Annotated in this window: 12 protein-coding genes; 9 read left to right on the top strand and 3 right to left on the bottom strand. The window is 67.5% G+C overall.

Annotated elements, in window-relative coordinates:
• Window positions 1-11: 11 nt before the first annotated feature.
• The 7 genes from ACSQ24_RS04615 (at window position 12) to ACSQ24_RS04585 (ending at window position 5,261) form a co-directional block, all read left to right on the top strand.
• Entirely contained in the window at window positions 12-812 is an 801-nt protein-coding gene (locus ACSQ24_RS04615) for a ComF family protein (RefSeq protein WP_436093551.1), read from the top strand.
• 45 nt (window positions 813-857) lie between these two features.
• Window positions 858-1,118 carry a glutaredoxin 3 gene (gene grxC, locus ACSQ24_RS04610; RefSeq protein ID WP_436093550.1) on the top strand — a complete coding sequence of 87 codons (261 nt, stop codon included), beginning with the start codon at window positions 858-860 and terminating at the stop codon, window positions 1,116-1,118.
• Window positions 1,119-1,131: 13 nt separating this feature from the next.
• Window positions 1,132-1,995 carry a carbon-nitrogen hydrolase family protein gene (locus tag ACSQ24_RS04605; RefSeq protein ID WP_436093549.1) on the top strand — a complete coding sequence of 288 codons (864 nt, stop codon included), beginning with the start codon at window positions 1,132-1,134 and terminating at the stop codon, window positions 1,993-1,995.
• 70 nt (window positions 1,996-2,065) lie between these two features.
• Entirely contained in the window at window positions 2,066-2,563 is a 498-nt protein-coding gene (locus ACSQ24_RS04600; protein WP_436093548.1) for a DUF1178 family protein, read from the top strand.
• Window positions 2,564-2,796: 233 nt separating this feature from the next.
• Window positions 2,797-3,195, top strand: coding sequence for a MarR family winged helix-turn-helix transcriptional regulator (locus ACSQ24_RS04595; RefSeq protein WP_436093547.1), 399 nt, complete (start codon window positions 2,797-2,799; stop codon window positions 3,193-3,195).
• Window positions 3,196-3,240: 45 nt separating this feature from the next.
• Window positions 3,241-4,554 carry an MFS transporter gene (locus tag ACSQ24_RS04590; RefSeq protein ID WP_436093546.1) on the top strand — a complete coding sequence of 438 codons (1,314 nt, stop codon included), beginning with the start codon at window positions 3,241-3,243 and terminating at the stop codon, window positions 4,552-4,554.
• A 14-nt stretch (window positions 4,555-4,568) separates the two neighbouring features.
• Window positions 4,569-5,261, top strand: a complete 693-nt coding sequence (locus tag ACSQ24_RS04585; protein WP_436093545.1) for an SDR family NAD(P)-dependent oxidoreductase — start codon at window positions 4,569-4,571, stop codon at window positions 5,259-5,261.
• A gap of 164 nt (window positions 5,262-5,425) precedes the next feature.
• Here ACSQ24_RS04585 and ACSQ24_RS04580 read toward each other — a convergent pair whose 3' ends face one another.
• Both ACSQ24_RS04580 and ACSQ24_RS04575 read right to left on the bottom strand, forming a co-directional pair.
• On the bottom strand, window positions 5,426-6,097 hold the full coding sequence (locus ACSQ24_RS04580; RefSeq protein ID WP_436093544.1) for an RraA family protein: 672 nt from the start codon (window positions 6,095-6,097) through the stop codon (window positions 5,426-5,428).
• A 158-nt stretch (window positions 6,098-6,255) separates the two neighbouring features.
• On the bottom strand, window positions 6,256-7,488 hold the full coding sequence (locus ACSQ24_RS04575) for a PLP-dependent aminotransferase family protein (RefSeq protein WP_436093543.1): 1,233 nt from the start codon (window positions 7,486-7,488) through the stop codon (window positions 6,256-6,258).
• A gap of 190 nt (window positions 7,489-7,678) precedes the next feature.
• Here ACSQ24_RS04575 and ACSQ24_RS04570 point away from each other — a divergent pair, with 190 nt between their 5' ends.
• Window positions 7,679-9,682, top strand: a complete 2,004-nt coding sequence (locus ACSQ24_RS04570; protein WP_436093542.1) for a methylmalonyl-CoA mutase family protein — start codon at window positions 7,679-7,681, stop codon at window positions 9,680-9,682.
• Window positions 9,683-9,863: 181 nt separating this feature from the next.
• Window positions 9,864-10,865, top strand: coding sequence for a trypsin-like serine peptidase (locus tag ACSQ24_RS04565; protein WP_436093541.1), 1,002 nt, complete (start codon window positions 9,864-9,866; stop codon window positions 10,863-10,865).
• 252 nt (window positions 10,866-11,117) lie between these two features.
• Here the strand turns inward: ACSQ24_RS04565 and ACSQ24_RS04560 are convergent, their stop codons facing one another.
• Window positions 11,118-11,987 carry an urea carboxylase-associated family protein gene (locus tag ACSQ24_RS04560; protein ID WP_436093540.1) on the bottom strand — a complete coding sequence of 290 codons (870 nt, stop codon included), beginning with the start codon at window positions 11,985-11,987 and terminating at the stop codon, window positions 11,118-11,120.
• Window positions 11,988-12,004: the final 17 nt, after the last annotated feature.

Genomic DNA, 12,004 nt, shown 5'->3' with positions numbered 1-12,004 from the left:
CCTCGTCGAGCATGAGCCCTTCCGAAAATCCCGAGGAGACGGAAAAAACACTCTCTTCGCATTGGCTGCGTCGCGGGCGCAGCTGGTTGCGCGCGGGCGCCGCCAGCGCGATCGGCCTCGTCTACCCGCCTTCATGCGTCGGCTGCCGGGCCGCCACGAGCGAGGCGCAGGGGCTGTGCGCCCAGTGCTGGGCCGGGCTCGGCCTGATCGAGCGGCCCTATTGCGAGCGGCTCGGCACGCCCTTCGAGGTCGATCTCGGTCCGGGGCTGATCTCGCCGGCCGCGATCGCCGACCCGCCGGTCTTCGCCCGGGCGCGCGCCGCCTGCCGCTTCGACGGCACGGCGCGCGAACTGGTGCACCGCCTGAAATATGGCGACCGGACCGAGCTTGCCCTGATGCTCGGGCGGATGATGGCGCAGGCCGGCCGCGAGCTGACCGCCGAAGCCGATCTCGTCGTGCCGGTGCCGCTGCATCGCTTCCGCCTGTGGACCCGTCGCTTCAACCAGGCCGCGGCGCTGGCGGAAACGATCGCCCGTCAATCCGGGCGGCCTTGCGCGCCGCAAGCACTCACCCGCGTCAAGCGGACGAAGCAGCAGGTCGGACTGACGCGGGCGCAGCGCGCCGACAATCTCCAGGGCGCCTTCAAGGTCCTGCCCGCCATGCGTCCCCAGGTCGAGGGCCGGCGCATCCTGCTCGTCGACGACGTCCTGACCACCGGCTCGACCGCCAATGCCGCCTCGCGCGCGCTGCTGCGCGGCGGGGCCAGCGCTGTCGACGTGCTGACCTTCGCCCGGGTCGTGACGGAAGCGTGACGCCTCCCTATATTGCAAAGCGAAACGTTCTTTCAGGACAAGCTGATGCCGCAGGTCACGATCTACACCACGGGCTGGTGCCCCTATTGCCATGCCGCCAAGGCGCTGCTGATCAAGAAGGGGGTCGCCTTCGAGGAGATCGGCGTCGATGGCAAACCGGACCTGCGCCAGGAGATGACGGCGAAGGCCGGCGGGCGCACCAGCGTGCCGCAGATCTTCATCGACGGGCGCCATGTCGGCGGCTCCGACGACCTGCACGCGCTCGATGCGCGCGGTGAGCTCGATCCGCTGTTGAAGGCGGCCTGACCGGAGAATACATATGACCGCGCCACGCTTCACCGCAGCCTGCGTCCAGATGCGTTCGACGCGCGATCCGCTGCGCAATCGCGACGACGCGGTGCGCCTGATCCGCGAGGCGGCGGCAGCCGGCGCAAATTTCGTCCAGACGCCGGAGGTCACCAATCTCTGCGAGCGCGATACTAGGCGCCTGCGCGAAATCAGCCAGGGTGAGGACGGGCATGAGGTTCTGGCCGGGCTGCGGGACACCGCTCGCGAGACCGGTATCTGGCTGCAGATCGGCTCGCTCTCGGTCAGGGCCGGCGAGAAGATCGCCAACCGCGCCTATATGATCGACCCCCAAGGCGAGATCGCCGCGCGCTACGACAAGATCCATCTCTTCGACGTCGATCTGCCCAATGGCGAGACCTGGCGCGAATCCAACACCTTCTCCGGCGGCGACAGGGCGACCCTGGTCGAGACGCCCTGGGGCCTGATCGGCATGTCGATCTGCTACGATGTCCGCTTCCCCTATCTCTACCGGGCCGAGGCAGAGGCCGGCGCCTTCATGCTGACCGCACCGGCCTGCTTCACCCGCCAGACCGGCGAGGCGCATTGGCAGGTGTTGCAGCGGGCCCGAGCCATCGAGAACGGCGCCTTCATGATCTCGGCGGCGCAGGGCGGCCTGCATGAGGACGGCCGCGAGAGCTATGGCCACTCGATCATCGTCGATCCCTGGGGCCGCGTGCTGGCCGAGGCCGGCAACGAGCCCGGGCTGATCATGGCCGAGATCGACCTTGCACTGGTCGCGGACGCGCGCCAGCGCATCCCAACCTTGCGCCACACTCGGCTCTTCGCGGTCGAGACCCGCAAGGGCGAGCAGCCCCGACTCGACGCGGCGGAGTGAGCATGGCCCGAAAACTTGTCGCGGAACGGCCGCGCCCCCATCTGCAGCCGTTACCCGGCTTTGAGTTGAAATGATCCGTTACACTCTGATCTGCGACAACGCCCACGAGTTCGAGAGCTGGTTCGCGAGTTCCGGCAGCTTCGAGGAGCAGGCGAAGCGCGGCTTCGTCACCTGCCCGGTCTGCGACAGCGCCAGGGTCGAGCGCGCCGTGATGTCCCCAGCCGTGGCGCGGACCGACCGCGGCCCACGTCCGGCGGAACAGGCGACAGCGCCTGAAGCCACATCTCAGGCTGTGGTCCCTGCCCCTGTTCCTGCTGCTCGGCCCGTCGCGCTGATCGGCGAACGCGAGATGGCGTTTCGCGCCATGCTGACCGCACTGCACGAGCATGTCGCCGCCAACGCCGAGCCTGTCGGCAAGAACTTCGCCGAGGAGGCGCTGAAGATCCATCATGGCGAGAGCGAGAGCCGCGCCATCTATGGCGAGGCTACGCCTGAGGATGCCCAGATGCTGCACGAGGAAGGCGTCGAGTTCATGCCGTTGCCGCGCCTGCCGGAAGGGCGGAACTAACAGCTTATCGCCACTGAAAGCAAAGGCGCGGGGAACCCTTCTCCCGTGTGGGAGAAGGGCAGGGATGAGGGCCTGACCTATCCACAGAAGGCGCTGCGGCGCCGCTGCGCTTAAACGATCAGCGGCGGTCCCTCACCCCTACCCCTCTCCCGTCCTGGAGAGGGGATCCCGGGCTCAACTAAAGCCGCTCGCCCCCTTGCGCTCCTCTCATCGCGGGCATATACCCGCAACTCATGTCGGTTCCCTGCATCTGCACGACGCTGCGCTCGGCCTCGCGCCGGATGATCGCCTTCTATGACGAGGCGATCGCTCCGGTCGGGGTCAACATTGCGCAGTTCAGCCTGATGCGCTCGATCGCGCGGGTCGAGCCGGTGACACTGACCGCACTCGGCCGACGCGTCGAACTCGACCGCTCGACCATAGGCCGCAATGTCCGCGTGCTCGAGAAGATGGGTCTGGTTGCGCTCGGCCGCGGCGAGGACCAGCGCGAAGCCACGGTCACGCTGACCGAAGCCGGACACAAGGTTCTGGAAGACGGCGCCCCCCTCTGGGACGGCGCCCAGAAATCCCTCGACGACCGTCTCGGCGCCGAGTTCATGCGACAGCTTCATGTCGCGCTCGATTCACTCTGATTTTCTCATGCATATGCGGGCATATACCCGCAACAGGAGCCGCTGATGCCGACCGATCTCGCAAAACAGTCCCAACCAGTCGGCCTCGCCGCCGCCCTCGCCCGCCGCGGCATCCATTATGGCTGGGCCGTGGCGGCGGTGACCTTCCTGACCATGCTGGTCACCGCCGGCGCGGTCGGCGCGCCGGGCGTGCTGATCCTGCCGCTGCAGAAGGAGTTCGGCTGGGCGACCTCCGAAATCTCCTCGGCGCTAGCGATCCGGCTCCTGCTGTTCGGGCTGATGGCGCCCTTCGCCGCCGCCTTCATGAACCGCTTCGGCGTCCGGCCCGTCGCCATGGTCGCGCTCGGCCTGATCGCGGCGAGCATCCTCGGCTCCTTCGCCATGACGCAGCTCTGGCAGCTGGTACTGCTCTGGGGCATCGTGCTCGGCTTCGGCACCGGGCTCACCGCCATGGTGCTCGGCGCCACCGTCGCGACCCGCTGGTTCGTGCATCGCCGCGGCCTGGTCGTCGGCCTGCTGACCGCCAGCACCGCGACTGGCCAGCTCGTCTTCCTGCCTTTGCTCGCGGCCTTGACCGAGCAGGTCGGCTGGCGCGCTGCCATGATCTTCGTGCTCGGCATGATCGCGCTCACGGCAATCGGCGTGCTCGCCTTGATGCGCGACCGGCCGGCCGATGTCGGCCTTGCCCCCTATGGCGGAACCCAGATCGTGCCGGCGCCGGCGCAGGCTGCAAGCCTTATGACGATGCTCGCCTCGCCGATCGTCGCGCTGCGCGAGGCGGCGAAGACAAGCACCTTCTGGATCCTGTTCGGCACCTTCTTCATCTGCGGCGCCAGCACCAACGGCCTGGTGCAGACCCATTTCGTCTCGCTCTGCGGCGATTACGGCATGGCGGCGGTGACGGCGGCGAGCGTGCTCGCGGTGATCGGCATCTTCGACTTCCTCGGCACGGTCGGCTCCGGCTGGCTCTCGGACCGCTATGACAGCCGCTGGCTGCTGTTCTGGTATTACGGCCTGCGCGGGCTCTCGCTGCTCTTCCTGCCCTTCACCGACTTCTCCTTCTACGGCCTCTCGATTTTTGCGATCTTCTACGGGCTCGACTGGGTCGCGACCGTGCCGCCGACGATCAAGATCGCCGCTGACCGCTTCGGCGACAAGGCGACGCTCGTCTTCGGCTGGGTCTTCACCGGCCACCAGCTCGGCGCCGCTTTTGCCGCCTATGGCGCCGGCTTCAGCCGCACGGTCTATGACAGCTATCTGCCGGCCTTCTTCATCGCCGGTGCGCTCTGCCTCTTCGCCGCCGGCTTCTGCATCATGATGCGCGGCGGCGAGCCCAAGCCTGTTCCCACCGCCGCCTGAACGGAGACCTCGCGATGACCTCCCTCCCCTATCGCAGCGCCCTTATCGTCGGAGCCGGCTCGGGCATCAGCGCCTCGGTCGCCCGCGCGCTTGCCGCCCAAGGCATCAAGATCGGCCTCGCCGCGCGGAATACCGACAAACTCGCCGCGCTCGCTGCCGAGACGGGCGCCGCGACCTTCACGGTCGACGCCTCCGATCCAGCGGCTGTCGCCGGCCTGTTCGAAGCGGCGGAGGCCAGGATCGGCGAGCCCGACATCGTCGTCTACAACGCCAGCAGCCGGCTGCGCGGGCCGATCGCGGAACTCGATCCGGCAGGGGTCGCGCAGGCGCTCGCGGTCACCGCCTATGGCGCCTTCCTGGTGACGCAGCAGGCGGCGCGGCGGATGCTGCCGCATGGCCGCGGCGCCATCCTGCTCACCGGTGCCACCGCCGGCATCAAGGGTTTTGCGCTGTCGGCGCCCTTCGCGATGGGAAAGTTCGCCCTGCGCGGCCTCGCCCAGAGCGCGGCGCGCGAGCTCGGGCCGAAGGGCATCCATGTCGCGCATTTCGTCATCGACGGCGGCGTGCGCAGTGCAAACCGCCCTGATACTGATGACAATACGCTCGACCCGGACGCCATCGCCCAGAGCTATCTCGACGTGCTCAGGCAGCCGCGCAGCGCCTGGTCGCTGGAGGTCGAGCTCAGACCCTGGGTCGAGAGCTTCTGAGGCCGCTCAGAGACTCTCTTTCTCAGCCCTCATCCTGAGGAGGCCGTAAAACGGCCGTCTCGAAGGATGCTTCATGAGGCTCGGGAACCATCTGGAACATCCTTCGAGACGCAAGCTACGCTTGCTCCTCAGGATGAGGGCTGATGGTGCTTCGGACGAAAACGTCAGGCCTTCTCGATCGGCGGCACCTTGAAGGTCTCCACCGTCGAGGCGCCGCCGGTGAGTAGGATCTCCCATTCGGCCTCAGCCTTTACCCGCGCCAAGCAGGGAGCGAGCTTCGCCTCGACCAGGCCATGCGGCACGAAGACGAGTCCGTCATCGTCACCGACGACGAGGTCATGCGGTTGGACCGCGACGCCGCCGAAGACGACCGGCCCGTTGACCACGCCGCGCTCCATCGAGGACGGGCCGCGCGGCATGATCCAGCGCGAGAAGAAGACGAAGTCCGGCCATTGCGAGACCGGCCCGGCATCGCGCACGGCGCCGTCGACGACGACACCGGCAATGCCCTTGCGCCTTGCCGCGCCGCCAAGCAGGTCGCCGATCATCGCCGCATCCTTGCGCCCATCGGCCGCGACCACCACGACATCGCCGCGCTCGGCGAGGCTGATCGCATGGTGCACCGGCCCGTAATCGGCCGGCTCGCACCAGGCGGTGATCGCCTGGCCGACCAGGCGCTTGCCCGGTGCGAAGGGGCGGGTCGGCCGGATCGCCGGATCGGCATGGCCAGTGCCGCCGAGCAGATCGGCGATCACCGAGCTCGGCACCGCCTGCCAGGCGTCGATCAGCGATTGCGGCAGGCGCGGATGGGCGGGCGTGGCGAGACGGGTCGGCATGGAAACTTCCTCAGCTTTCTCGACGCTTTCATAAATCTCAAGGTCATCCCGGGCGACCGAAGGGAGACCCGGGACCCATTCCGGAACGCTTCAGGAATGGATCCCGGATCGGCGCCGCTGACGCGACTTGTCCGGGATGACACCGTATAGAACTGATTTCACGCCGCCCGACCGTGCCGCTCGGCGAGCAGCCGTCGCACCGCCCGCTCCAGCCGGCGCACGCCCTCGACCAGCACCTCCGGCGGCGAGCGGGTGAAATTGACCCGCATCGCGCTCTTCAGGGCGCCCGTCGGATCGAACACGCTCGACGGTACGAAAGCGACATTCTCGGCCAGGGCATGGGTATAGAGCGCATCGGTGTCGATCGCCCCGTCCCTGGCCCGCATCCAGACGAACATGCCGCCCGGCGGCACCTCCCAGTCGAACCAGTCGGAGAGATGTGTCGCAGCGGCAGCGCACAGGGCGTCGCGGCGCTCGCGATAGGTCGCGACGATCTTCGGGATATGCTGCGCCTCGAAATCGCTCTCGATCATCTCCAGCGCGATTGCCTGCGTCAGCAGGCTGGAGGCGATGTCCGTCGACTGCTTGGCCAGCGCCAGCGTCGAGATCAGCGCGGCATCGGCCACGACCCAGCCGACGCGCAGCCCCGGCACCAGGCTCTTCGACAGCGTACCGAGATAGATCACCGGCCCGGCATAGGCGCCGTTCGGATGGCGCTGCGCATGATGGGCGAGGATGCTCGGCCCGGCTGGCCCGTCGAATTGCAGCGGCAGATAGGGATCGTCCTCGAGCAACCAGGTCCCGGCCGCCTCGACCTTTTCGAGCATGGCGGCGCGCTCATCCTGCGGCACCAGCACGCCGGTCGGGTTGGAATAGTTCGGCACGGCATAGACGAATTTCGCCTGACGCAGAGCCACGTCATGCCCGGGCGCCTGCAAGCTCCAGTCGAGCTTCTCGTAGCGCGGCATGCGCGGGCGCCAGGCATCGAGAGCGCCGAGATAGGTCGGGAACTGCGAGAGGATCAGCTCGCCGGGATCGACCAGCGCCTTGCCGACGAGGTCGAGCCCCTGCATCGCGCCCGTCGTCAGCAGCACGTTCTCCGGCCCGAAGCGGCGTCCAGTCGTCGCGGTGAAGCGCTCGGCGACCGCCGCCCGCAACGCCGGCAAGCCTTCGATCGGCCCGTATTCGAGGATCTGCGTGCCCCAGCGCGTCAGGGCCCGCTCCTGCGCCGCGGCGATCGCCTCGACCGGATAGAGCTCGGCCGCCGGCAAACCGCCAGCGAGGCTGACGACATCGGGCCGCCCGCCGATCGCCATGAACTGCTGGGTGATGCTGTTGCCGGTCGAGAGCCAGCGCGCGAAGGCCGGCCGCGGCGGAGGAGACTGCGTCATCGCTACTCTGCTGAAGACAAGGTTGGACCACGCTATACGCCGGTGTTCAGCTGTGAAACCCGGCCCGGCGCATGGCGGTGCGCATTATCCGAACGTCTGACGCGACCTTTCCCGCCCTCTGGCGTTATCTTCGCTGCAGTGCAACAATCCAGATTGCACGAGCTCAGAGACGGCACGGCAGGGAGCGACCATGAACGCGATCGATCCGCTTCGGAACCAGACCCAGCGCGACAAGCCTCTGCCGCGTGACAAGCCGTGGATCTTCCGGACCTATGCCGGCCATTCCGACGCCACCGAATCGAACAAGCTCTACCGGACCAATCTCGCCAAGGGCCAGACCGGCCTCTCGGTTGCCTTCGACCTGCCGACCCAGACCGGCTACGACCCGGATCACGTGCTCGCGCGCGGTGAGGTCGGCAAGGTCGGCGTGCCCATCACCCATCTCGGCGACATGCGGGCGCTGTTCGACCAGATCCCGCTGGCGCAGATGAACACGTCGATGACGATCAATGCGACGGCGGCCTGGCTGCTCTCGCTCTACATCGCCACCGCCGACGAGCAGGGCGCCGACCGCGCTGCCCTGCAGGGCACGACCCAGAACGATCTCGTCAAGGAATACCTGTCGCGCGGCACCTATGTCTTCCCGCCGCGCCCCTCGATGCGGCTGACCACCGACATCGTCGTCTTCACGGCGCGCGAATTGCCGAAATGGAACCCGACCAACGTCTGCTCCTATCATCTGCAGGAGGCCGGCGCCTCGCCGGTGCAGGAGCTCTCCTTCGCGCTCGCGACCGCGATCGCCCTGCTCGACTCGATCAGGGCCCGGCCGGAGGTCGCGCCCGAGGAGTTCGGCAGCGTCGTCGGCCGCATCTCCTTCTTCGTCAATGCCGGGATGCGCTTCGTCACCGAGCTCTGCAAGATGCGGGCGTTCGTCGATCTCTGGGACGAGATCACGCTGAAGCGCTTCAATGTGCTGGAAGAGCAGCATCGCCGCTTCCGCTATGGCGTGCAGGTCAATTCGCTCGGGCTGACCGAGCCGCAGGCGGAGAACAATGTCTACCGCATCCTGATCGAGATGCTGGCGGTGACGCTGTCGAAGAAAGCCCGCGCCCGCGCGGTGCAACTGCCGGCCTGGAACGAGGCGCTCGGCCTGCCCCGCCCCTTCGACCAGCAATGGTCACTGCGCATGCAGCAAGTGCTGGCCTATGAGACCGACCTGCTCGAATTCGGCGACATCTTCGACGGTTCCAGGGAGGTCGACGCCAAGGTCGAGGAGCTGAAGGCCGCAGCGCTGTCCGAATTGGCGAAGATCGACGCGATGGGCGGCGCGCTCGCTGCCGTCGAGAGCGGCTACATGAAGATGGCGCTGGTCGAGAACGGAGCCCGCCGCATCGAGGCGATCGAGCGCGGCGAGCAGATCGTCGTCGGCGTCAACAAGTTCACCACCAGCGAGCCCTCGCCGCTTTCGGCCGGCGAAGGCAATGTCGTCACCGTGCCGGATTCGGTCGAGATCGAGGCCGTCGGCCGGCTGAAGGCCTGGCGCGCTGCGCGAGAGGGCAATGCGGCGGAAGCCGCGCTCGCTGAGCTCGCCAGCGCTGCCAAGGAAGACCGCAACGTCATGCCGGCCTCGATCGCCTGCGCCAAGGCCGGCGTCACCACCGGCGAATGGGCCCAGACCCTGCGCGAGATCTTCGGCGAGTATCGCGCTCCGACCGGGGTCGACACGACCAAGCTCGGCGACGATGCCGGGCTCGCCACCGTCAAGGCCGCCGTCGCCCGGGCAACCGAGACGCTCGGCCGGGCGCCGCGTTTCCTCGTCGGCAAGCCAGGCCTGGATGGCCATTCGAACGGCGCCGAGCAGATCGCGGTGCGCGCCCGCGACGCCGGCATGACGGTGAGTTATGGCGGCATCCGCCAGACGCCCGAGGAGATCGTCACCCAGGCACAGGAGACGGAGGCCGACATCATCGGTCTTTCGATCCTTTCGGGCTCGCATCTGCCGCTGGTGCGCGATGTCACGGCTCGGCTGCGTGTCGCCGGCATGGACGTGCCGGTCGTGGTCGGCGGCATCATCCCACCCGATGACGAGAACGCGCTGAAGAACATGGGCGTGGCGCGGGTCTATACCCCGAAGGATTTCGCCCTCGACGGCATCATCGCCGACGTCGCCGGGCTGGCGGCGAAGAAGCGCTGAAAGCCGATCGCTTTCCCAGCTTCTCGCCTGTGCGAAAAGCGCTCAGGGTTCCCCAAGCGCGTGCGGACGACTATCGTCCAGATACTGCTCGGTCATGCCCGCTTTCCGCGGCGCCAGTCCGTGCCTGGAGGCGGTCGTCGGCAGGGCCGCGAGGGACCCGCTTGAGGAGAGGAAGAAGCGCATGCCCGCATGGCTGCAGACCAATTTGACCGGAGCCAACATCCGCGCCGCCCTTATCGGTGCCATGGGCCTTGCCCTCGCAGGCCCCGCCGCAGCCCAGACGATGGGCTTCGACCCCAGCGACTTCGGCAAGGTCAGCATGCCCAGGCGGCAGAGCACCGGCGACGCCGCGACCCAGATCGAGAACAACAAGGGCGCCTTCGAGCCGATCGCGGAACTCGATCAGCGCGACCCGCTCGCCAAGATGGCCAAGCCGGTCGGGCGCATCGATATCCTCTTGAAGGACAACAAGACCGGCAAGCAGTCCGGCGCCCACTGCACCGGCGAGCTGCTGCCGGGTGACTATGTCCTCACCAACCATCACTGTCTGCCGCAGAGCGGCGAGATGACGCCGGTGCGCGCCATCATCGTGATGGACTTCCTGACGCAGGACGGCAAAGGCGCGAAAGTCTTCGAGCTCGATCCCAAGCCGGTCGAGTTCAATGCCAATCTCGACTACGCCATCGCCAAGGCGAAGGGCAATCCGACCGCGACCTACGGTTCGGTCAAGCTCGCGGCGGCACCGTCCGGCGGCGCTCCCTCGCTGATGGTCATCCACCATCCGGCTGGCCGGCCAAAAGTGATGAGCCGCTTCCGCTGCATGGCGACGCGCCAGCAGGGCGAGGCGGCCGAGCTGCGCCATCGCTGCGACACGCTCGGCGGTTCTTCCGGCTCGCTTCTCTACAACGCCGGCAATTCGGGCATCGCCCTCCACAAGCAGGGCGGCCTCGCTCCCAACGATCCGAACAGCTACAACACCGCCACCAGCATGACCGCGCTGCTCCAGGCCAGCCCCTTGCTGCGCAAGATGGCCGGTGCGGGCGGGCAGGCGCCGGCCGCGGATGGCGGCTCGGTCGCGTCGGGCGGTGGGCAGGATGACCAGCCGAGCTCGACCGAGCGCAGCACCCTGCGCGGCTCCGACAATCTCGACACCGACGGGATGAATTCGCTGCTGAAGAACTGAGCGGCTTCCGTCATTCCGGGGCTTCGCATAGCGAAGAGCCCGGAACCCATGAACTCGGCAGAGCCGGACGGAACACCGTCATTGCGAGCGCAGCGAAGCAATCCAAGGGCGGCAGTGCGCTACGCCTCCTGGATTGCTTCGTCGCTTCGCTCCTCGCAATGACGATGAAGCAATGTCGTGGCCATGGATTCCGGGCCCAGGCCTACGGCCTGCCCCGGAAAGACGGAAGAATTTCCCGACGCCTTCCGACCTTCAGCCAGCCTCGCCGTGGCTGCGCCCGTAGGGGCTGCGCTGCGGCGAGCGCCAGCCTTCGAGCGTGGCCGGGTCGGCCTCATAGATCTCGACCTTGAGCGGATAGCAGCGCGCGATGTCGCTCGAATGCGTCTGGCCGCAATCGCCGCCCGGGCAGGCCGAGATCGCCCCGAGCAGATCGATCTCGGCGAAGAGCTCGAGGAAGTCGCCGGGCCTGACCGGGCTCGCCTTCATGAAATACTGGTGCGTGTCCTTCGTGAAGCCAGTGCACATGAAGACGTTGAGCACGTCATGGACATGCTGCTCGACCTCGCGCGCCGGCAGCCCCCTCGCCTGTCCCAAGGCGCGGGAGAGGTTGGAATGGCAGCAATGATGGTAGTCGCCGCCATCGCCGAGCAGCCGGTGGGTATAGGGATCGCAGCGCGTGCCGATGACGTCGTGAACGCCGGCGCCGTCCTGATCGAAGCCGTACCAGCCGAGCGTATCATGGGTAATCGTCGCCATCGGCCGCAGATGCGGCAGACTGCTCCAGAGCCGGTCGCCGGTGCCGAGATGGGTCGCGTGCAGGGCACGCGTCTTGCCGCTGAAGAAGCGCTCGTCGAGATCGTCGGCGTTCCACAGATTGAGGTCGCCGACCTGCGGCCCCTCGATGCTGACGATCCGAAAGAAATGGCCCTTCGGCACGCGGAAGCTGCCAGCCTCGCGCGGCGGCACGATGATCTCGTCGCGCTTGGTCAGCGTCTGGCGAGCTCGTCCCAGCATCGCCATGTCGGCGCCGGGCAGGCTGTCATTGGGATAGACCACGACGGGCGGCCTGGCCCGCCGTTCCGCCGCATCGTCGGGGGCGATAACCTGCGAGTCCGTGGTCATGATTTGCTCCGCCGACT

Source organism: Allobosea sp. LjRoot237 (assembly GCF_964253285.1).
Lineage (GTDB): Bacteria > Pseudomonadota > Alphaproteobacteria > Rhizobiales > Beijerinckiaceae > Allobosea.
This window is presented reverse-complemented; position numbering and strand designations above follow the sequence as displayed.

Coding starts and splice junctions, on each gene's coding strand:
- ACSQ24_RS04585 (WP_436093545.1), top strand. CDS start 4,569: ATGACCTCCCTCCCCTATCGCAGCGCCCTTATCGTCGGAGCCGGCTCG.
- ACSQ24_RS04565 (WP_436093541.1), top strand. CDS start 9,864: ATGCCCGCATGGCTGCAGACCAATTTGACCGGAGCCAACATCCGCGCC.
- ACSQ24_RS04595 (WP_436093547.1), top strand. CDS start 2,797: ATGTCGGTTCCCTGCATCTGCACGACGCTGCGCTCGGCCTCGCGCCGG.
- ACSQ24_RS04615 (WP_436093551.1), top strand. CDS start 12: ATGAGCCCTTCCGAAAATCCCGAGGAGACGGAAAAAACACTCTCTTCG.
- ACSQ24_RS04560 (WP_436093540.1), bottom strand. CDS start 11,987: ATGACCACGGACTCGCAGGTTATCGCCCCCGACGATGCGGCGGAACGG.
- ACSQ24_RS04605 (WP_436093549.1), top strand. CDS start 1,132: ATGACCGCGCCACGCTTCACCGCAGCCTGCGTCCAGATGCGTTCGACG.
- ACSQ24_RS04590 (WP_436093546.1), top strand. CDS start 3,241: ATGCCGACCGATCTCGCAAAACAGTCCCAACCAGTCGGCCTCGCCGCC.
- ACSQ24_RS04580 (WP_436093544.1), bottom strand. CDS start 6,097: ATGCCGACCCGTCTCGCCACGCCCGCCCATCCGCGCCTGCCGCAATCG.
- ACSQ24_RS04570 (WP_436093542.1), top strand. CDS start 7,679: ATGAACGCGATCGATCCGCTTCGGAACCAGACCCAGCGCGACAAGCCT.
- ACSQ24_RS04575 (WP_436093543.1), bottom strand. CDS start 7,488: ATGACGCAGTCTCCTCCGCCGCGGCCGGCCTTCGCGCGCTGGCTCTCG.
- ACSQ24_RS04600 (WP_436093548.1), top strand. CDS start 2,066: ATGATCCGTTACACTCTGATCTGCGACAACGCCCACGAGTTCGAGAGC.
- grxC (WP_436093550.1), top strand. CDS start 858: ATGCCGCAGGTCACGATCTACACCACGGGCTGGTGCCCCTATTGCCAT.